Annotated in this window: 16 protein-coding genes; 10 read left to right on the top strand and 6 right to left on the bottom strand. The window is 72.5% G+C overall.

The genetic code is table 11. The features are described 5' to 3' along the window. Positions 1-66: 66 nt before the first annotated feature. The 3 genes from fsa to WME76_RS00135 all read left to right on the top strand — a co-directional run bounded on the left by fsa (position 67) and on the right by WME76_RS00135 (position 1,706). On the top strand, positions 67-717 hold the full coding sequence (gene fsa, locus WME76_RS00145; RefSeq protein ID WP_433932563.1) for a fructose-6-phosphate aldolase: 651 nt from the start codon (positions 67-69) through the stop codon (positions 715-717). A gap of 7 nt (positions 718-724) precedes the next feature. Next, positions 725-1,333: an rRNA maturation RNase YbeY gene (gene ybeY, locus WME76_RS00140; RefSeq protein WP_437958200.1), complete on the top strand. Its 609-nt coding sequence runs from the start codon at positions 725-727 to the stop codon at positions 1,331-1,333. Positions 1,334-1,397: 64 nt separating this feature from the next. After that, a complete protein-coding gene (locus WME76_RS00135) occupies positions 1,398-1,706 on the top strand; it encodes an HU family DNA-binding protein (protein WP_433932561.1) in 309 nt (102 codons plus the stop codon). On the opposite strand, the gene lnt is transcribed toward WME76_RS00135, so the two are convergent. Beyond that, positions 1,693-3,465, bottom strand: a complete 1,773-nt coding sequence (gene lnt / locus WME76_RS00130; protein ID WP_437958199.1) for an apolipoprotein N-acyltransferase — start codon at positions 3,463-3,465, stop codon at positions 1,693-1,695. The genes WME76_RS00135 and lnt overlap by 14 nt on opposite strands. Positions 3,466-3,579: 114 nt before the next feature. Further along, positions 3,580-4,497 (bottom strand): hypothetical protein, encoded by a 918-nt coding sequence (locus tag WME76_RS00125; RefSeq protein ID WP_437958198.1) that lies wholly within the window; start codon positions 4,495-4,497, stop codon positions 3,580-3,582. A 235-nt stretch (positions 4,498-4,732) separates the two neighbouring features. Here WME76_RS00125 and WME76_RS00120 point away from each other — a divergent pair, with 235 nt between their 5' ends. The 3 genes from WME76_RS00120 (at position 4,733) to WME76_RS00110 (ending at position 8,878) form a co-directional block, all read left to right on the top strand. Continuing rightward, positions 4,733-5,932, top strand: a complete 1,200-nt coding sequence (locus WME76_RS00120) for a class I SAM-dependent rRNA methyltransferase (RefSeq protein WP_437958197.1) — start codon at positions 4,733-4,735, stop codon at positions 5,930-5,932. Between the two features lie 10 nt (positions 5,933-5,942). After that, on the top strand, positions 5,943-6,803 hold the full coding sequence (locus tag WME76_RS00115; RefSeq protein WP_437958196.1) for an HAD hydrolase family protein: 861 nt from the start codon (positions 5,943-5,945) through the stop codon (positions 6,801-6,803). Positions 6,804-6,985: 182 nt separating this feature from the next. Then, the gene (locus tag WME76_RS00110; RefSeq protein WP_061617592.1) at positions 6,986-8,878 is read left to right on the top strand and encodes a serine/threonine-protein kinase; all 1,893 of its coding nucleotides are present in this window, start codon (positions 6,986-6,988) and stop codon (positions 8,876-8,878) included. 114 nt (positions 8,879-8,992) lie between these two features. Here the strand turns inward: WME76_RS00110 and WME76_RS00105 are convergent, their stop codons facing one another. Then, on the bottom strand, positions 8,993-9,601 hold the full coding sequence (locus tag WME76_RS00105; protein ID WP_437958195.1) for a zinc-ribbon domain containing protein: 609 nt from the start codon (positions 9,599-9,601) through the stop codon (positions 8,993-8,995). Between the two features lie 388 nt (positions 9,602-9,989). On the opposite strand from WME76_RS00105, the gene WME76_RS00100 reads away from it, so the two are divergent. The 3 genes from WME76_RS00100 to WME76_RS00090 are packed head-to-tail and all read left to right on the top strand — an operon-like array spanning position 9,990 to position 15,174. Then, positions 9,990-11,402 carry a hypothetical protein gene (locus tag WME76_RS00100; protein WP_437958194.1) on the top strand — a complete coding sequence of 471 codons (1,413 nt, stop codon included), beginning with the start codon at positions 9,990-9,992 and terminating at the stop codon, positions 11,400-11,402. 26 nt (positions 11,403-11,428) lie between these two features. After that, complete coding sequence (locus WME76_RS00095) at positions 11,429-13,222, top strand: ABC transporter ATP-binding protein (protein WP_437958193.1); 1,794 nt, start codon at positions 11,429-11,431, stop codon at positions 13,220-13,222. Continuing rightward, positions 13,219-15,174: an ABC transporter ATP-binding protein gene (locus WME76_RS00090; RefSeq protein ID WP_437958192.1), complete on the top strand. Its 1,956-nt coding sequence runs from the start codon at positions 13,219-13,221 to the stop codon at positions 15,172-15,174. Before WME76_RS00095 ends, WME76_RS00090 begins: the two co-directional genes overlap by 4 nt. 95 nt (positions 15,175-15,269) lie before the next feature. Here WME76_RS00090 and WME76_RS00085 read toward each other — a convergent pair whose 3' ends face one another. The 3 genes from WME76_RS00085 to WME76_RS00075 all read right to left on the bottom strand — a co-directional run bounded on the left by WME76_RS00085 (position 15,270) and on the right by WME76_RS00075 (position 17,383). Then, complete coding sequence (locus WME76_RS00085) at positions 15,270-15,827, bottom strand: hypothetical protein (protein ID WP_437958191.1); 558 nt, start codon at positions 15,825-15,827, stop codon at positions 15,270-15,272. 3 nt (positions 15,828-15,830) lie between these two features. Continuing rightward, entirely contained in the window at positions 15,831-16,814 is a 984-nt protein-coding gene (gene hemB, locus WME76_RS00080; RefSeq protein ID WP_061619568.1) for a porphobilinogen synthase, read from the bottom strand. Between the two features lie 206 nt (positions 16,815-17,020). Next, positions 17,021-17,383 (bottom strand): DUF4339 domain-containing protein, encoded by a 363-nt coding sequence (locus tag WME76_RS00075; RefSeq protein ID WP_437958190.1) that lies wholly within the window; start codon positions 17,381-17,383, stop codon positions 17,021-17,023. A 137-nt stretch (positions 17,384-17,520) separates the two neighbouring features. On the opposite strand from WME76_RS00075, the gene cobA reads away from it, so the two are divergent. Continuing rightward, positions 17,521-19,182, top strand: a complete 1,662-nt coding sequence (cobA, locus tag WME76_RS00070; RefSeq protein WP_437958189.1) for a uroporphyrinogen-III C-methyltransferase — start codon at positions 17,521-17,523, stop codon at positions 19,180-19,182. Positions 19,183-19,275 lie beyond the last annotated feature (93 nt).

Genomic DNA, 19,275 nt, shown 5'->3' with positions numbered 1-19,275 from the left:
TCCCGCGTCCGACCCCCGCATGAACACCGGCGGAGGGCCGGTTCACCGGCCCGGGGAGGCAGGGCCATGAAGATCTTCATCGATTCGGGGGACATCGCGGAAATCAAGGAAGCGCAGTCGATGGGGGTCATCGACGGCGTGACAACGAACCCGTCGCTCCTCGCCAAGGGAGGCAGGCCGACGCGGCAGGTGATCGCCGAGATCTGCGAGGTGGTCGACGGCCCCATCTCGGCCGAGGTGGTGGCGGTCGAGAAGGACGCGATCCTCCGGGAGGGCCGCGAGCTCGCGAAGATTCACCGGAACGTGGTGGTCAAGGTCCCGCTCATCGACGAGGGGCTCAAGGCCGTCCGGATCCTCGCCGCCGAGGGCATCAAGACGAACGTCACCCTCTGCTTCTCGGCTGCGCAGGCGCTCCTCGCGGCCAAGGCGGGGGCCACGTACATCTCGCCGTTCGTCGGGCGCGTCGATGACGCGGCGGGCGACGGGATGGACCTCGTCCTGCAGGTCGTGACGATCTACCGGAACTACGGCTTCCCGACGCAGGTGCTCACCGCGAGCGTGCGGCACCCCGTCCACTTCGTGCAGGCCGCCATGATCGGCTCGCACGCCGCGACGATGCCGCTCAAGGTCATCAAGCAGCTCACGAAGCACCCGCTGACCGACGTCGGGCTCGCGCAGTTCCTGGCGGATGCGAAGAAGATACCGGAGCTGGTATAGCGATCCCGTGGCCGAGAAGCGCAAGGAGAGCTCTGGGACGAAGCGAGGCGGGAGCCGCCCGGCGGCCCCCGCGATCGTGTCGATCACGACGCAGGGCGGGCCGTTCAAGGGGGTGTCGACGGCGGTCGTGCGCCGGCGAGCGAGCAAGATGCTCGACCACCTCGCGCTGCAGGGCGTGGAGCTCTCGGTTGCCCTCGTGAACGACGAGGCCATCCACGAGCTGAATCGCACGTACCGGCACAAGGACAAGCCGACCGACGTGCTCGCCTTCCCCATGCTCGAGCAGAACGGCGCCGCTTCCCGTCGGCGCGGCCGGCGCGGTCCCGTCGATCCGTCGGCGTGGAGCGGACTGCTCGGCGACGTGATCGTCTCGGTCGATACCGCCGCGCGGCAGGCCGCTGAGCGCGGCCGTCCGTTGCTCGACGAGATCACGATGCTGCTCGGGCACGGCCTGCTCCACCTGCTCGGCTACGACCACAAGACCGACGCGGAGGAGCGGGAGATGACGGCCTTGACCCAGGAGCTCGAGGCCGTCGCGGCGTCACGGGGCAGCAGTCCTACTGGAATCCGGCCTCGCACCGGCGTCGCGAGACCGAATAAGTCAGGGGCACACTGACTTATCCCTTGCGATGCGAAACCTCGCTTGTTAAACGGACGCCCCCTTTCGACTTGGAGGAAACATGCCCGGTTCGAACAAGCTGACCAAGGCCCAGATGATCGTTGGTCTTGCCGAGGCCACCAACCTCGACAAGAAGTCCGTGGCCAGCGTGCTCGATGCGCTCGGCGAGCTGGTGAAGAAGGAGCTTGGTCCCGACGGGCCGGGCGAGGTCACGGTTCCGGGCCTCGTGAAGATCAAGGCGAAGGAGACCCCGGCCACGCAGGACCGGGAGGGCATCAATCCTTTCACGAAGCAGCCGATGACCATCAAGGGCAAGCCCGCGAGCCGCAAGCTCCGCGCGGCGCCCGTCAAGGCGCTCAAGGACGGCTGAGCGGCACGTCGGCTGCAGCTTGCGTGGCCGCATCGGGCGACGCGAGCTCCGGCGCCCCTTCGGTCGGGCGCGCAGCCGAGGTGATGTCCCGAGCTTCGGGCGAGGCTTTCGTCGGGGAGCGTCGCGCCCTGAGCGCGCACGCGATCACCGCGAGGACGATCAGCGACGCGAGCGGGGCATCGCCCAGGCGGGTGTAGAGCGTCAGCGGCGTGTCCCTGATCGTCGGGCTCGCGAACGTGATCTCCGGCGCAGCGCCCTCGCTGCGGCTGCGCACCACGCCGCTCGCGTCGATCCAGGACGTGACGCCCAGGTTCACGGCGCGCACGAGATCGCGGCGCAGCTCGATGGCGCGCATCACCGCGAGCCTCGCGTGCAGCTCGGGCTCGGCGCTCCCGGTGAACCAGGCGTCGTTCGTGATGTTGACGAGGAGGTTCGGGGTGAGGGTCGCGGTGATCCGCCGCCCCACCCCGGTGAGCGTATCCTCGTAGCAGTTGAGCACGCCGATCCGGAGCGAGGGCCCCGGCTCTCGAGGGAGCGTGAGGGCGCGCGGCTCCGCGCCCGGGATCAGCCCGCCGCTCTTCTGGAAGATGCGCCGTAGCCAGGGCAGGTAAGCGCCGCCCGGGACCGTCTCGCCGAACCAGAGGAGCTGCAGCTTGTCCTGCGTCGGCTGCATGCTCCCGTCCGGGAGCACGAGGGTCGCGGAGTTGTAGCTGTTCCGCTCCTCCACGCCGTCGGCGGCCTTCACGGGGGCCGCCTGCGTGATGAGCCCGGCGAGGATCGGGCCGCGGATGCCCGGCCCCAGGATCGCGCGGCCGCCGCGCGGCGCCTGCCGGGCGCTGTGCGGGAGGGGGTAGGGATACGCGGCCTCGGGCCAGAGGGTGAGCTCGGCGCCGGCGTCCTGGGCCTTCCGGGTGAGCTCGTGCAGCGTGCGCAGGATCCGGGGGTGGTTCTTCGGCTGCCAGCGCTCGTGCGGCCCGACGGCCTGGTTGACGAGCGCGACCCGCGCCGTCGGCAGGCCGGCGCTCGCGCGCTCCACCGAGGCCATCCTCAGCGCGCCGTGGACCGCGAGCAGGCCGAACAGCCCGGCGCTCGCGAGCGCCGGGTAGACGACCGCTCGGGACAGGCGGAGGCGGGCGGACCGCGGCTCCTGCGCCGACACACCCGCGAGCGGACGCCCGCCCGGCGCTCTCCCGAAGGCCGCGAGCCCCGCGCGGGTGAGCAGGGCCGCCCCCACGGCGAACAGCACGGAGACGCCCCGCTCGCCGATGAGGTCCGCGAGCTGAACGAGCGCCGGCCAGGGGCTCATGAGGCCGGCCGGCGTCCAGCCGAACACGGTCGGGAGCGCCACGGCGGCGAACACGCCGATCGCGAAGGCGAGCTCGAGCGGGGCGCGCAGCCGACGGAGGAGGACGCTCGTGATGCCGCCGCAGACGGCCCAGACCAGCGACTGAGCGGCCGCGAGCAGGACCAGCGCGAGGTACGAGGCAGCCGAGCCGAGCGGCGTGAAGCGCTGGATGACCTCGGGCACGAAGCGCAGGCCCACGATGCCCGCGGCCGTTCCCCAGGCGGCGCCGCGGCCGAAGGCGCGCCAGAACGTCGGCGCGTCGTGGACGGCGGCCGCCAGCAAGGCGAGGCCGGCGATGACCGCGGGATAGAGATCCGTGGGCGGGGCGGTAAGAGCGAACGTCGCGCCGCCGGCGACGGAAAGGAGCAGCGGGGCGCGGCCGCGGGGCGCGCGTAGGGTCGGGGCCGTGGGCACGAGGCGGCGTTATACCGCGTGGAGAGAGCCCGGACCGCGAAGGCGGGATGGAGGGGAGAGAAACCGAAGCGAGCCCCGGCCGGTCAAGGCGGGGAGGAGGCTACGACGCGCAGCTCACCAGTAAACGCTGAGCCCACCACGGAAGAGGCCCCCGCCCGACGTATCGGTCGTGCGGCCGGTGTCGGGATCCCTGAACTCGGGAACGCGCCCGTCGTCCGTGCGGCCGCGCACGAAGCCGAGCGCGTCGATGTTCAGGGCGAGACGGGGGGAGAGCCGGAACTCGAGGCCGATGCCGCCGTGCGCGCCGAAGTAGTCGTACTCCGTGTTCGGGACGAACTCCTCGCCGCTGACCGCCTGGCCCGTGCGCTGCTCGACCTCGGCGTGCGACATGTTGAGGCCGCCCGTGAAGTAGAACTGCGTGCGGCTGCGCGGGTTGACGAACAGCATGCCGCTCAGCGAGAGCGGCATCTCGCTCCGCGGGTTGCCGTTGTAGTCGATGCCCGCGAGGAAGTCGGCGCCGAGATCGAGCGCGAACGCGGGGACGGGCCGGTAACGCAGGCTGATCCCGACGCCGCCCATCCCGGCTTCGTCGGCCCCGCCGTGCTCGCGGCCCATCATCAGGCCCTCCAGGCGGAAGTTGACGCCCCACTGGCGCCGCCAGCGCTTCTTCGGCGGCGGAGGCGGCGCTGGCGGGGTCGTGCGGCGCACGATCACGCGGGGCGGAGGAGCGCTCCCGGGCGCCACCACGATGACCTGCGGGGGCTGGCCGGAGGGCGAGGTCTGGTAGACGACGACCGGCGGCGGGGCCGGGCGGGTCGCGCGCCTGCCCGGCGGCGGGGCGGGCGGCGGTGGGGGCAGCGCCTCGGCGGGCGCGGCCTCGGCGGCGGGCGGCTCCGCGGCGGCATCGGGGGGCGGCTCCACTTCCTCGCAGAACCACGCGCCAGGAGGACAGTTGTTGTTCTCCTGCGCGAGCGCGCTCATCGGCGCGGTCATCGCCACCGCAACAAGGGCATGGGTCAAGCAACGGCGCATCGGGCGACTCCTCTTCGGTGCAGGGAAGTTAGCAACCGGGATGCCATCGACCATCTCGCTGGACTGTCGTCACCATGGCCGCGAAGCACGCCGGCGTGCATCGGCCGCCACGGCGCGCTGTGGCGGAAGGTTCACACGCGCGCCGTCCCGCAGGGTACTAGCTCGAACGGCAAACGTCACGGCGCGGCCGCCCCCGTCGGCAGCCCTGCCAACATCGAGAGCAATCGGATTCATCATGCCTACGGTTACGTTGAAGCAGGGTCATGTTCGACCCGTGTGGTCGGGGCATCCCTGGGTGTTCGCTCAGGCGATCGCGCGCATCGAGGGCGGCGCCGTGGCCGGCGACGAGGTCGTGGTCACCGATCCCTACGGCAGCGTGCTCGGCCGCGGGCTCTACACCCCGCGCTCGGCCATCCCGGTGCGCATGTACACGCGCGAGGACAGGCCGATCGACGCGGCGCTGTTCCGGCACCGGATCGAGCGCGCCATCGCCCACCGCCGCGAGCTCGGCCTGCCCGCGCGCGCGCCCGGCCACGAGACCGACGCCTTCCGGCTGGTCCACGCGGAGGGGGACGGCCTGCCGGGGCTGATCATCGACCTGTTCGGCGACGTGGCGGTCGTGCAGCTCGGGACCATCGGGGTCAAGCGCCGCGAAGGGGTGATCTTCGACGCCCTCCAGGCGGCGCTCTCGCCCCGCGCGATCGTGGACAGGACCCCTGAGTCGCTCGCGAAGCTCGAGGGGTTCACCGCCGACGCCGGCGTGGTGCGCGGCGATCCCGGCCTCGACCAGCTCCGGTTCGTCGAGCGAGGGCTGCGCTACACGATCCCGCTCGCCCTCGGACACAAGACCGGCTTCTACCTGGACCAGCGGACGCTGCGGACGCGCGTCGAGCAGCTCGCCCACAACCGGCGCGTGCTCGACGCCTTCTGCTTCGTCGGCACGTTCGCCATGGCGGCGGCCCGCGGCGGGGCGAGCGAGGTGCTCGCGATCGACGAGAGCGCGACGGCGCTCGAGGTCGGGGCGGAGTGCGCGCGGGAGAACGGGCTGCTCGACCGGATCACCTTCACGCGCGACGACGCCCGCAAGGCGCTGCAGAACGCGTCGAGGCTGGGGGGCTTCGACCTCGTCATCTGCGACCCTCCGAAGCTGGCGGGCACGCGCGCGTCGAAGGACGCCGCGCTCACCGCGTACCGGCGCCTCGCGGCCGGGGCGTGCCGCGCCACGCGGCCGGGGGGCGTCCTCGTCCTGTGCTCCTGCTCCAGCGCCGTGAGCCTCGACGATCTGACCCGGGTGCTCGCGCTCGGGGCGCGCGACGCGCGCATGCAGGCCGCGGTGTTCGACCGGCACTTCCAGGGCGGGGACCACCCCGTCCCGTCCGCCTTCCCCGAAGGCCTCTACCTGAAGAGCCTCATCGCGCGCGTCGACGCGCTCTGACGACCGCCCGATGGAACCCCTCTCCCTGCTGACCCCCGACGCCGCCCGCGCCCTCGCGGGGGTGATCTTCGACCTCGACGACACCGTGCTGGACCACGGCGCCCTCACCGAGGCCGCCTACGGAGCGCTCTTTCGTCTGCGCGAGGCCGGCCTGACGCTGATCGCCTGCACCGGCAGGCCCGCCGGCTGGGGCGAGGTGCTCCAGCGGCAATGGCCGATCGACGCGACCATCGCCGAGAACGGGGCCGTCGCGCTGGTGCGCGGGCAGGCCCGTCCCTCCGCCGGCGCCGGCCACCAGCGAGGGCTCGCCCGGAGCGCCGACGACGGCCGCGTTGCCCTGCTCGACGGGATGAACCGCGAAGCCCGGCGAGCCCGACGGGCCGAGCTCGTCGCGCTCGCCGATGACGTGGTGCGTCGTTTTCCTGCGGCGGCGCTCGCGGACGACAACGAACAGAGGGTGACCGACGTTACCATCGACATCGGAGAGCACCGGCAGGTCCCGCCGGAGGACGTGCAGAAGATGCGCGCGGAGCTGCGCGAGCGGGGGGTGAGGACGCTGCTTTCCAGCGTCCACCTCCACCTCACCCGTGACCCGTCCGACAAGGCCACGGGGGTCGTGCGCCTGCTCTCGACGCGGTTCGGCGAGGATCCCACCCGGGCGCGGTACCGTTACGCCTTCGTGGGCGACAGCGGCAACGATGGCGTCGCTTTCGCCGCATTTGCGTTGACCTTCGGGGTCGCCAACGTCCGCGCCCACCTCGGCAAGCTGTCGGTGCCGCCGCGGTTCGTGGCCTCGCTTCCCATGGGGCGCGGGTTCGCAGAAATCGCACACCGGATCACCGAACTGCGGAAGAATGCACCCGCGCCGTGATCCCCGCGCGCGAATGTGCCTCGCGCTGCGATCCGCCCCACACATGGAGCACGTACCCTAGCCGCGAAACGCACCGAAGGAATAGGATCGAGCTTTCGGGAGGAGCATGCCTCCCAACCCTTTACAGGGGCGCGTGTTCTCGGGGACCATGACCTTGGTCCCTCGCCCGCCAGCGGCAGCAGATGGCGTTTCGACCCCCGACCCCCGGCCTCCTCGTCGACAACAAGTACCGCCTCGCGGAGCGCATCGGCGGGGGCGGCATGGGCGACGTGTTCCGGGCGGAGCACGTGCTCGCAGGTCGCGCCGTTGCGATCAAATTCCTTCACCCCGAGCTGGCGGACAACTCGGAGCTCTCCCACCGGTTCTTCCAGGAAGCGCAGGCGGTCAACCGGATCCGCCACCCGAACATCGTCGACGTGATCGACGCGGGCGTCGGCGAGCTCGGTCCGTACATCGTGATGGAGCACCTCGACGGCGAGTCGCTCGGCATGGCGCTCGCGCGCTTCGGCCGCCTCGACATGGAGGCCGCCGTCGGGGTCGCGATCCCGGTGCTGGAGGCGCTCGACGCCGCGCACCGCGCGGGGATCATCCACCGCGATCTCAAGCCCGAGAACATCTTCATCGCCTTCGATCCCAGCCGCGGCTCGGCCGTCGTCCGGCTGCTCGACTTCGGCATCGCCAAGGTCCTCGACTCCGACGGGCCGTCGCCGCGGACGCGCACGGGCGTGGTGTTCGGCACGCCGGACTACCTGTCGCCGGAGCAGGCCACGGGGGATTCGCCGCTCGACGGACGGAGCGATCTCTTCTCGGTCGGCGTCCTGCTCTACGAGGTGCTCACCGGCACGCGGCCGTTCCGCGCGCCGACCGCGGTGGCGACCGCGTTCCGCGTGGTGCACGCGGAGGTGCCGACGCTCGCCTCGGCGGGCGTGACCGTCGACCCGCGGCTCGAGGCGATCGTGCAGCGGCTCTTGCAGAAGGATCCCGCGAAGCGCTTCCAGACGGCCGGCGACGTCGTCCGCGAGCTCGAGCGCGTCGCGGCGGACGCCGCCCGGCGGACGGCGGCCCTCGGCAGGCTGATCAACGTGCAGCGGCGGATGGCCCTCAGCCTGGGGAACGCGCCGGAGAACGAGCGCGATCGCCTCTCCTCCTCGCGCGACCGCTCGCGCGTGGGCACGCCGTTCGACGTGAGCACCGCGCCGCCGATGCGCATCTCGCCGCCGCTCGTGTCCGGCAGCCGCGTCACCGAGGCGCCGCCGGGCATGCGGCCGTCGTCCGAGCCGGCGAAGCCAGCGCCCGGCGCGACGCTCTCGAACGCGCTGCGGAACCGGGGCTCAGAGCCCACCCTGCTCTCGCAGCGCGGCGAGTCGTTGCCCACGGTGCGCAGCGCCGATCTTGGCCTCCGCGCCGAGCCGACCGTGCGCAGCGCCGACTTCGGCAACCTGATCAACCGGCAGCGCGACACGCGGCGGCCCAACGTGACCCCGGTCCGACCGCTGCCGGCGCGCTTCGCGGGCCAGTACCACGTGCGCGGCCCCGTGCTGCGGAGCGTCGATCGCACCATCGTGGACGAGTACGGCAGGAGCGCGCGCGACGAGGTCGTCGCGCAGATGCCGCTCCGCTACGCCGACGACTTCCGGCACGACTCGATCAACGCGCTGGTCGGGTACGATCTCGAGGCGCTCGACGCCTACATGGAGCTCGCGACGTCGCTCGTCCTGCGCGATCTCGAGCGCTGGCGCGACATCGGCAGGCTGGGCGTCGGCGGCGAGCTGCACAGCCTCGTGCGCACGCTGTTCGCGCGCCCGCTGACCGACATCGCGTCGCTCATGCGCCGCGGGACGTCGATCTGGTCGCGGCTCTTCACGTTCGGCTCGTGGCGCGTGGCGACCGGCCCGACCGGTCGGGTCACGCTGCACATCGGCGACTTCGACCCGGCCTCGCTGCCGCTCCGGCTGTGGGTCGTGGGGATGGTCGAGGAGACGGCGCGGCGCGCGTCCGGCGGCGGCGTGAAGGTCACGATCACGCTCGGCGAGCTCGGCTTCACCTCCGAGCTCGCCTGCGAGATCAGCCTGTAGCTCAGCGCGTCGGTCGCGCCGCGCGCCGGCCGCGCCGCGCGCCAGGGACCCTGCTGGATGTGCCCGCCGCTCCTCGGCGGGACGCGCGCGGCGCCGCGTCTGTTTCGGGCGTCTTCAGGCAGGCTTGCGGGCGCGGTAGCACGCCTGGCAGAACACGTCGCGCCCCTCGACCGGCTTGAACGGGACCTCGCCCTCGGAGCCGCACGACTTGCACGTGATCGAGAAGGTCGGGCGGTTGCGCGGCGCGCGGGGCTGCTGCGCCGCGCTGCGGGTCGGCGCCGCCGCGCGACGCTCGCCGGCGAACGACGGCGCGCGGTAGTTGCCGTCGTCGCGGGCAGGCGCGCCGCCGCGCGGGCGCTGAGGGTAGTGGCTCGGCACCGTCCAGGCGGGCGTCAGCCCCGAGTACGCGTCCTGCATCGGGCTCCGGTACTCGTTGACGTCGCCCGTGTAGCGAGGCTTCCGAGGCTGTCCGCCGCCGCGCGGAGCGCCGCGGTATCCTCCGGCGCTCCGGGCCGCTCCAGGGCGCTGGTGCTGCGCCGCGCGCGTCGTCGACGCGCTCTCGTGCTCCCCTCGATTGTCCTTGCGCGCGCGGCGGCAGGTCCGGCACCGCTTGGGCGGGGCCGCGAGCTTCCGTTCGGCGTAGACGGCCGCTTCCGCAGCCGAGAACAGGAACGACGTGCCGCAGCTCGCGCAGACAATATGCTCGTCTCGATGCTGTTCCATGATTCCTCTTTCATCAGGCCGACGGGCCTCGCAGGCTCACGGGCTCGGGTGCTCGGGTGACTCGCGTGACTGGAGCGCCCGGGAGCTGCCCCCGCTGCGCTGGAGAAGCGCACTTTACGCGGGGGATCTGGATGATACTGGTGGGATCGCCCTCTTGATGGGGCACGGGAGCGCCTACGGTGACATGCTTGTCAGGGCGGTCAAGCGTGCCGCCTCCACGCATCGCCGGGATCGATCGCGCGGCGTCGAGGCTTTGATTTCGAAGCTCCTCACGATACCATCCGCGCGACTTTCACCGAGGAGCGCAGCTCCTCCCGTACTCCTCCTCCTCCCGTGACGGACCACGGGCATCACCCGCCCACGCAGCGCCTCGCAGCCAGTCGAAGCAATGAGCCATCCTTCCCTGCACCTCACCGCTCGTGACTTCGACGCGTACGCCGCCGAAAAGGCGACCTCGAAGGCCTACTCGCGCCCTCGCCTCGAGGTGAAGCAGCGCGCGCTCGCCTGGGCGCGCGGCGTGGTCGCCCGCCTGGCCGAGCTCGGCATCTCCGTCGACGTCCACGGCTCGGACGAGCACCCCTCGATCCGCAACAAGCACCGAGCCGACTGTCAGTGGGTCTTCTTCTGGCGCGACCAGGCCGCGCGTGACGAGCTCGATCGCCTGCTCGATCGCGGCCGCTCGATCTCCGAGGCGATCGACGATCCGAGCCCCTACACGCGGCACGCGTTCCTCGCGCTGCGCATCTCCGAGGGCGAGGTGCAGGTGTGCTTCGCTGTCCACCCGGACGCGAAGGTCGACGTCGACAACCTCCGGGCCCGCGTCTCGGCGACCGAGGACGCGACCGGCGAGCCGGCGTCGCCGCTCGCCGCCGAGCTCACGAGCGCGCTGCACGCGCTCCCGGAGCAGTTCTCGTTCGGCGCCGGCGGGGGCGAGCGCGTCGCCTGCAGCGCGGCCACGCCCGACGCGATCGCGGAGATGCTCCGCCGCGCCGCCGACGGGCAGGTGCCGCTCTGGATCGGCTGGGCCGTCCCGCGGGAGACGGCGGAGGAGCACGCCGACATCCTCGACGAGCAGCTCGAGGACGCGCTCGTCGCGCTCGCCCCGATCTACCGGCTGGTCGCGTGGTCGCGCGAGAACGACCGCATCGCGCTCGACCGCAAGCTCGAGGGCATCGAGCAGGAGCGGGCGCGGGCCCACGCCGAGCTCGAGGCCGAGAACGAGCGGTGGCGCTCCGAGCAGGCCCGGGCGCGCGAGCGATCGATGGAGCAGGCGCGGGCGCGCGGCGACGAGCGCGTGGAGGCCGCCCTCCCCGCCCGCCGGCCGACCCTGGCGACGCTGTTCAAGTCGACGAGCGGCGCCGGCGCCGGTCGCGGCGAGCAGCGCCCCGCGCCGAAGCACGGCGGAGAGAGCGCCGCTCCGGCCCGGCGACCGCAGCACGCTGAGACGGAGCAGCAGGCGAAGGCCGAAGCTCCCCGGAGGCCGTCGGCCGAGCACGCGCCGCGAGCGCAGCGCCCGGCGCCCGGCGAGCCGGACGCCGCGCCGAGGATCACGCCGGAGCCCGCGAAGGCCGGCGTGCTCGAGAAGGGCAGCCGGGTCCGCGTGCTGCGAGGGCCCTTCGGCGACAAGATCGGCGTGGTGAGCGAGCTCGACGGGCGCGGAGGGGCGCGCGTCCTGCTCGGCCTGCTCTCGACGAGGCTCGAGATTGACGACCTCGAGCTCGTCGTCGAGGGCAGAGAGCGCCCCGCCCTCTCGACGTCGCACCGCAAGCCGCTCGCCCCGACGCCGCGCAAGGCGCGCTGAGCGTCGCCCGCGCGGCTCTCCCCGAAATGATCAAGCGCGATCCTTCAACCTACCCCGTCGGCCTCGGCGCCCAGTTCCGCGACAAGCTCCCGCTCTACCTGGCCGGCGCAGCGCTGCTCGCGACGCAGCAGCTCCTCATGGCCAAGCGGGACTTCCTGGTCAGGGACGCCGTCGACGCGGCCGTGAACCTCCAGTCGACCGCGGCGTCGCGGGCGGCGCTCATCATGCTCGGCGTGAGCGTGGGCGCGGCGGTCATGCGCGTGTTCTCGCGGGTCACCGTCTTCACCGCGGGCCGCAACGTCGAGTACGAGCTCCGTGCCGTCCTGCTCGCGCGCCTGCACAAGCTCGGGCCGGCCTTCTTCCGCAAGATGCCGACCGGCGACATCATGAGCCGGGCGACGAACGACCTGACGCAGGTGCGGCTGCTCCTCGGCTTCGGCCTGCTGAACGTCGTGGGCTCGCTCTTCGCTTTCGCGAGCGCCCTGTACGTGATGCTCAACATCTCGAAGAAGCTCACGCTGGCGGCGCTCGTGACGATGCCCGCGCTGATGCTCGTCACCCGCTCGTTCTCGACGAGGCTCTTCGTCCGCACCCGCGACAACCAGGAGGCGATCGGCGCCATGAGCGACCGCGTCCTCGCGAGCCTCGCGGGCGTCAGGGTCGTCCGCTCCTTCGCGCTCGAGGCGTCCGAGATGGCCGCGTTCTCCAACACGAACCAGGCCTACCTCGAGAAGAGCCTCTCCCTCGCCAAGCTGCGCGGGTCCATGGGGCCGCTCATGGGGGCCATCAGCTCGGTCGGCGTGCTCATCGTCTTCTGGTACGGCGGGCAGCTGGTGCTCGACGGGCAGATGACGAGGGGCGACTTCGTCTCCTTCTGGCTGGCGCTGCTGCGGCTCACCTGGCCGGTGCTCGCCCTCGGCTTCGTGGCGGCGATCGTCCAGCGCGGCCGCGCCGGTTACGCGCGGCTCAAGGCCATCTTCGATGCCGTCCCCGAGGTCGTGAGCGGCCCGATGCCCGCCCCCGAGGCCGTCCGCGGCGCCATCGCCGTCAAGGATCTGACGTTCTCCCACGGCGCCAGGAAGGTGCTCGACGGGGTGAGCTTCGAGATCGAGGCGGGCAGGTCGCTGGCCATCGTGGGCCGCACCGGCTCGGGCAAGAGCACCATCGCCACGCTGCTCGCCCGGCTCATGCCCACGCCGCGCGGCACGGTGCTCCTGGACGGCATCGACATCTGCGATCTGCCCCTGGAGACCGTGCGCGCGAGCATCGGCTACGCGCAGCAGGACGCGTTCCTCTTCTCGACCACCGTGGCGCGCAACATCGGCTACTCGCTCGACGATCCGGACTCGCCCGCCTCGTTCGAGGTCATCCGCGCGGCCGCGGCCGAGGCCGAGGTGCTGAACGAGGTGCTCTCGCTGCCGGACGGCTTCGACACCGTGGTCGGGGAGCGCGGCGTGCAGCTCTCCGGCGGGCAGCGCCAGCGCGTCGCGCTCGCGCGCGCGCTCGTGCGCGAGCCGAACGTCCTCGTCCTCGACGATCCGCTCTCCGCCGTGGACGCGAAGACCGAGCAGGCCATCCTCGCGGCGATCGAGCGGCAGGCCGCGCGGCGGACCGTCATCCTGATCACGCACAGGGTCGCTGCCGCGCGGCGGTGCGACGCGATCGTGGTGCTGGAGCAGGGCCAGGTCATCGAGCGCGGCACGCACGACGAGCTCGTCCGCGCGGGCGGGCTGTACGCGTCGTTCGCGGAGGAGCAGCAGCTCGAGGAAGATCTCGCGACCTTCGAGGCGCCGGCCTCGCAGCCGGTGGGGCTCTCATGACACAGCCGGGACCGGAAGAGGGCGCGACGATGCGGGCCAGATCGAGCGGCGGCTCGGCCGCGGGAGAGGCCGGCGCGCCCCCGCGGCGGCCGGCGCAGGCGGCGACGGACAGGGCCCGCGGGGCGAAGAAGGCGAGCCGCACCGAGGACGTGCTGAGCCGCTTCCACGAGGAGACGCAGCTCGGCGAGGCGTACGACGCGCGCATGCTGCTGCGGCTGTGGCCGTTCGTGCGCCCGCAGGGCAAGCACCTCGCGCTCTCGCTGGCGCTGCTCATCGTCACCGCCTCGCTGGCGCTGCTGCGTCCGCTCATCATGCGCGACGCGCTCGACGCCTTCGACGCGCCCGGCGGGCTCGATCACCTCACGCGCGCCGGCATCCTGCTCACGGGCATCATGCTCGTGGAGCAGTCGCTCGCGTTCCCGCAGCTCTACCTGATGCAGCTCGCGGGCGCGCGCGCGATGGCCGACCTGCGCATGCGCGTCTTCGGCTTCCTTCACACGCGCCGCCTCGGGTTCTTCGATCGCACGCCGGTCGGCCGGCTCGTCACCCGCGTGACGAACGACGTGGACGCGATCGGCGAGATGTTCGCGTCCGGCGCGCTCAACGCGTTCGGCGATCTGATCCGGCTCGCCGTGATCGTCGTCGTGATGCTGTCGCTCGACTGGCGCATGTCGCTGCTCGCCTTCGCGGCGGTGCCCCCCGTCGCCCTCGGCGTCAACTGGACGCGGCGGCGGATCCGCGACGCCTTCCGCGAGGTGCGGTCGAAGACCGCCAGGATGAACGCGTACCTCAACGAGCAGGTGTCCGGGATGGCCGTCGTGCAGGCCTACGCCCGCGAAGAGCGCTCGGCCGAGGAGTTCGACGAGATCAACGCGGCCTACCGCAGCGCCAACAACCGATCGATCGTGCTCGACGCCACGCTCGACGCCGCCATCGAGATGGTCTCGAGCGTCTGCATCGCCGCGGTGCTCTGGTACGCCGGCGTGAAGAGCCTGAAGGAGCAGGTCTCGTTCGGGACGCTGTTCGCCTTCGTCGCGTACATCGACATGTTCTTCGTCCCGATCCGCGATCTCTCGGCCCGGTACACGCTGCTGCAGTCGGCGATGTCCGGCGCGGAGCGCATCTTCGAGCTGCTCGACAACAAGGACGAGGACGCGACGGCGATGGCGGCGAGCTGTACCGGCGCGGCAGTGGCCGCGGACGAGAGCGTCGCGTTCGAGCTCGACAACGTCGCCTTCGGCTACAAGCCGGGAGTGCCCGTGCTGCGGCAGGTCTCGATCGCGGCGAGGAGCGGCGAGAAGATCGCGCTGGTCGGCGCGACCGGCGCCGGCAAGAGCACGGTCGCCTCGCTGCTGCTCCGCCTCTACGACGTCGAGGACGGCGCGGTGCGGGTCTTCGGCCGCGACGTCAGCGCGTACCCGCGCGACGAGCTGCGCCGCAAGTTCGCCGTCGTCCCCCAGGACGTGTTCCTGTTCCCCGGCACGGTGCTCACCAACATCGCGGCAGGCGACGCGATCCCGGATCGCGCGAAGGTGGTGAACGCGCTGAACCGGATCGGCGCCCTCGATCTGTTCGAGCGCCGCGAGGGCGGCCTCGACGGCGTCGTGCTCGAGCGCGGCAGCAACTTCAGCGCCGGCGAGCGCCAGCTCATCGCCTTCGCCCGCGCCCTCTACCGCGACCCGCCGATCCTCATCCTGGACGAGGCCACGGCCAACGTCGACAGCGACACCGAGGCGCGCCTCCAGCGCGCGCTCGAGGGGGCCATGGAGGGGCGCACCGCGCTGATCATCGCGCACCGCCTCTCGACGATCCGCGCCGTCGACCGGATCGTCGTGTTCCACAAGGGCAGCGTCGTCGAGCAGGGCACGCACGAGGACCTGCTCGCCGCCGGCGGCGTCTACAGCAAGCTGTACCGGCTTCAGTTCGCTCGTCAGGCGACGGCGCACGCGTAGGCTCGCCGCGGGAGGCGCGGCCAGGGCTCGCGGGACGAACGCCGCGAGCGCTGACGCGCGCCGCGCTCTCCGGGCCCCTGCGGCTGCGCGCTCCCTCAGCCGGGATCGCCGACGTAGCACCGCGCGCCAGCAGCGCCGCCGCCCGCGCCCGTCGCGCCGTCGTCGGCGCCCTCCGCGCCGCCGGCGGTCCCGGTCGCGCCGTCCTCGGCGCCGCTCTCGCCGTCCGCGCCCTCTGCGCCGCCAGCGACCACCCGAAGCCAGTACTCGGAGCAGCTACCGTTCATGACGACCAGGTGCTGATCGTCGACGCAGATCACCTCGGCCTGGTTACCCGCCGCGTGCGCCAGCGTCCCGCCGCTCCTCGTGCCGTCGCGCTCGAACGACAGGTACACCTGCCACCACCGCGGCCGCTTCCCGAGGTGATGCTTGAGCGCATACCTCATGCCGCCCGGGAAATGGAGGAGATCGCCGTCCGGCGCCGAGGTCTCGTAGACACCTCCCTCGGGCACCGCTTCGGTGAACTCGATCGGCGGGTTCTCGCTCTCGGAGCGATCGCACCTGTTCGGTGAGCACCCCGCCGCGAGCGCGGCCGACGCCCCCACCGCGCACACGGCGGCCCACGCCGAACGTCGCGCCGCACCCCCGCGCTGCATGGCTCAGCCGAGCCAGCGCGCGGCGTCGAGCGCGTGGTAGGTGAGGATGAAGTCCGCCCCGGCGCGCCGGATCGACGTGAGCAGCTCGAGCACCGCCCGCTTCTCGTCGATCATCCCGCGCTCCGCGGCCGCCTTGATCATCGCGTACTCGCCGCTGACGTTGTACGCGCCGAGCGGCAGCGTCGTCACCTCGCGCACGCGCGCGATGACGTCGAGGTACGCGAGCGCGGGCTTCACCATGAGCATGTCGGCCCCCTCCTCCTCGTCGAGCGCCGCCTCGCGCAAGCCCTCGCGCGCGTTGCCGGGGTCCATCTGGTAGCCCGCCCTGTCGCCGAACTTGGGCGCGCAGTCGGCCGCCTCGCGGAACGGCCCGTAGAAGCCGGACGCATACTTCACGGCGTAGGAGAGGATCGCCGTCCCCGTCAGCGACTCGGCGTCGAGCGCGCGCCGGATCGCGGCGACGCGGCCGTCCATCATGTCGCTCGGCGCGACCACGTCGGCGCCCGCCTTCGCGTGGACCACCGCCGCCCGCGCGAGCACCTCGAGCGTCGCGTCGTTGTCGACGTCGACCGCTCCGGACGCGTCCTGCCGCAGCAGCCCGCAGTGGCCGTGGTCGGTGTACTCGTCCACGCACACGTCGGTCATCACGAGGAGCTCCGGCGCCGCGTCCTTCATCGCCTTGACCGCGCGCGGGACCGGGCCGTCCGCGTCGTAGGCGCTCGTGCCCGACGCGTCCTTGGTGCGCGGGAGCCCGAACAGGATCGTCCCGCCGATGCCGAGCTCCTTGCAGAGCCGCGCCTGCGCGGCCGCGGCGCTCACCGGGAGCTGCGAGACGCCGGGCATCGTCCCCACCGGGCGAGGCGCGTCGAGCACCTCGTTGAAGAACAGCGGGAGGATGAAATCTCCCGGGTCGAGGGACGTCTCCCGCACCAGGGCGCGGAGGGCGGCAGAGCGACGGAGCCGGCGCGGTCTCTTCGTGGGGAACACGGCGGCGGAGCATAGCAGCCCTTCGCCCGCGAGGACCGCTCCGGTCGCGGCGCGCGCGATCCGCGGATCGCGGAAGCCGGGCGAATCGGCTAGTGTTCGCCCGAAACCGCCCGCATGAGACAGGCCCCCTACTCCCCCTCGTCCGGCCGCGCTCGCCCTGCCGCGCGCGGCGCGCGCTCCCGGCGCCGGCCGGGCGCGGACATCGCTCAGCGGTGCGCCGCTCCAGGGCGCGCGGCCGGGCGCGTCGCTGTCCCGGTCCGCGGCGAGGTCCTCTCTCCCGACAGCGGGACGGTGTCGTCGTCGTCCGCCGCAAACTCGTCGTCCGGCTGCACCGCGGGCGTCGCCGCGTCGGCGACCGTGACCATTGCGATGTCGGACAGCGGACACCACACGGTCCATGCCTCATTGCGGACGAAGCTATCGAGCGGGACCACTCCGGTCTCGATACCCCGCGCGAGCTGGTCGAGGTTGACCGGCCCGACCGATTGCTCCCCGTTGCTGACGTACCATCGGTCCGTAAAGCCGCGCTCTGAGCCCCGCAGCTCCTCGAACAGTTTCACAGATCTCATCGAATGGACTCCAGAAACCGCCGGACGTTGAGTCGAACGGGTGCGATTCTATACCCTTAACGCACCGAGTCAACATCACTGCAGAATCGATAGGACAATCAACGTCTGCCATGAATGAGCGACAGAACGATGGGAGTTTGACGGCGCTTTCCGGGCGTCACGGAGCCTCCGAGGAGGGCCAGGGCGCGGGGGCCGCGCGCGGGGGGCCGGGCGCGGCCAGGCCGGGCGTCGTGTACCTCGTCGGCGCCGGCCCGGGCGATCCGGGGCTCTTCACGCTGCGCGGCGCCGAGCTCCTCGCCACGGCCGACGTCGTGCTGCACGACGAGCTCGTCCACCCCGCGCTGCTGGACGGCGTGCGGGAGGACGCCGAGGTGCGCTCGGTCGGCAAGCGCGGCGGCGACCGGGTGCTGAAGGACGCGAAGCAGGCGGAGATCGACGCGGAGCTCGTCGCGCTCGGGCTCGCGGGCCGCAGCGTCGTCCGGCTGAAGGGCGGCGATCCGTTCCTCTTCGGTCGCGGCTCCGAGGAGGCGGAGGCGCTCGCGCGGGCCGGGGTGCCGTTCGAGGTGGTGCCGGGCGTCTGCTCTCCGCTCGGCGCGACGGCCTACGCCGGCATCTCGCTGACCCACCGGAACATCGCCTCCAGCGTGATGATCGTCAGCGGCGTCACCCGGGCGGGCAGGGCCTTCGACTGGAGCGAGCTCGCCTCGGTCCGCGGGACCATCTGCGTCCTGATGGGCATGCAGGCCCTCGACGCCGTGGTCGCGGGGCTGACAGGGCCGGGGCGCCGCGATCCCGCGACGCCGGCGGCCGCCATCCAGTGGGGCACGCGCGCCGACCAGCGCGTGGTCTCCAGCCGCCTCGACGAGCTGCCCCGGCGCGCCAGGGAGGCAGGGCTCCAGAGCCCCGCGGTCATCGTCGTCGGCGCCGTCACCGGCCTGCGCGACGCGCTGCGCTGGTTCGACAGGAAGCCGCTGTTCGGCAAGCGGGTGCTCGTGACCCGGCCGCGCCACCAGGCGCGCTCGACGTCCAGGCTCATCCGCCTCCGCGGCGGCGAGGCGGTGGAGCTCGCGACCATCGAGATCCACCCGCCGCCCGACCCCGCGCGCGTCACCGAGGCCGTCCGCGGGCTCTCCGGCTACGACGCCGTCGTCTTCACCAGCGAGAACGGCGTGGCCTGCTTCTTCCGGGAGGTGGAGCGGCTCGGCCTGGACGCGCGCGCCTTCGGCGCGGCGCGCCTCGCCGCGATCGGCGCCGGGACGGCCGCCGCGCTCGCCGCGCGCGGCGTCCGCCCTGACATCGTCCCGGGGGAATTTCGCGGCGAGGAGCTCGCGCAGGCCCTCCTCGCCGACCCGGTGCTGGCCGAGCGCCTGTCGGCGCGCCCTGCGTCCCGGGTCCGGGTCCTCATTCCCCGCGCGCTCGTCGCCCGTGAAGTGCTCCCCGAGCGCCTCCGCGCCGCGGGCTGCGAGGTCGACGTCGTGCCCGTCTACGAGACCCGCCCCGCGTCGGCCGGGCGCCGCGAAGAGCTGCTCCGAGCGCTCTCGGCGGGCGAGATCGACGTCGTGATGCTGACGTCGAGCAGCACCGTCGACAGCCTCTGCGAGCTGCTCGGCGAGGGCGCCGCAGCGCAGCTCGACCGGGTGCTCCTTGCGAGCATCGGCCCGATCACGACCGCGACCGCCGAGAAACGGGGGCTCCGGATCGGCGTGACCGCCGAAGTGAGCACCACGGCGGGTCTCCTGGACGCGCTGGATCGATACTTCGCTGCGCTCCAGGCTGCCCCTGCAAGCGCAGGCCGGTGACGTGCTGGTCGCGCGTGTGCGGCCAGCGCCACGGCAGAAAAGAAAAGAGCGTCGCAGCGGACCTGGGGGGGGAAGGTCTCCGCCGCGACGCTC

This window comes from Sorangium sp. So ce119 (genome assembly GCF_051524405.1).
Taxonomy (GTDB): domain Bacteria; phylum Myxococcota_A; class Polyangia; order Polyangiales; family Polyangiaceae; genus Sorangium; species Sorangium cellulosum_G.
Note: the sequence above shows the minus strand (reverse complement) of the source record. Positions and strands in the feature narration are given on the sequence as shown.

What these genes read in the sequence shown, in the direction of transcription:
- fsa (WP_433932563.1), top strand. Translation starts at nt 67, where the DNA reads ATGAAGATCTTCATCGATTCGGGGGACATCGCGGAAATCAAGGAAGCG.
- WME76_RS00135 (WP_433932561.1), top strand. Translation starts at nt 1,398, where the DNA reads ATGCCCGGTTCGAACAAGCTGACCAAGGCCCAGATGATCGTTGGTCTT.
- WME76_RS00125 (WP_437958198.1), bottom strand. Translation starts at nt 4,497, where the DNA reads ATGCGCCGTTGCTTGACCCATGCCCTTGTTGCGGTGGCGATGACCGCG.
- WME76_RS00120 (WP_437958197.1), top strand. Translation starts at nt 4,733, where the DNA reads ATGCCTACGGTTACGTTGAAGCAGGGTCATGTTCGACCCGTGTGGTCG.
- WME76_RS00115 (WP_437958196.1), top strand. Translation starts at nt 5,943, where the DNA reads ATGGAACCCCTCTCCCTGCTGACCCCCGACGCCGCCCGCGCCCTCGCG.
- WME76_RS00110 (WP_061617592.1), top strand. Translation starts at nt 6,986, where the DNA reads ATGGCGTTTCGACCCCCGACCCCCGGCCTCCTCGTCGACAACAAGTAC.
- WME76_RS00105 (WP_437958195.1), bottom strand. Translation starts at nt 9,601, where the DNA reads ATGGAACAGCATCGAGACGAGCATATTGTCTGCGCGAGCTGCGGCACG.
- WME76_RS00100 (WP_437958194.1), top strand. Translation starts at nt 9,990, where the DNA reads ATGAGCCATCCTTCCCTGCACCTCACCGCTCGTGACTTCGACGCGTAC.
- WME76_RS00095 (WP_437958193.1), top strand. Translation starts at nt 11,429, where the DNA reads ATGATCAAGCGCGATCCTTCAACCTACCCCGTCGGCCTCGGCGCCCAG.
- WME76_RS00090 (WP_437958192.1), top strand. Translation starts at nt 13,219, where the DNA reads ATGACACAGCCGGGACCGGAAGAGGGCGCGACGATGCGGGCCAGATCG.
- WME76_RS00085 (WP_437958191.1), bottom strand. Translation starts at nt 15,827, where the DNA reads ATGCAGCGCGGGGGTGCGGCGCGACGTTCGGCGTGGGCCGCCGTGTGC.
- WME76_RS00075 (WP_437958190.1), bottom strand. Translation starts at nt 17,383, where the DNA reads ATGAGATCTGTGAAACTGTTCGAGGAGCTGCGGGGCTCAGAGCGCGGC.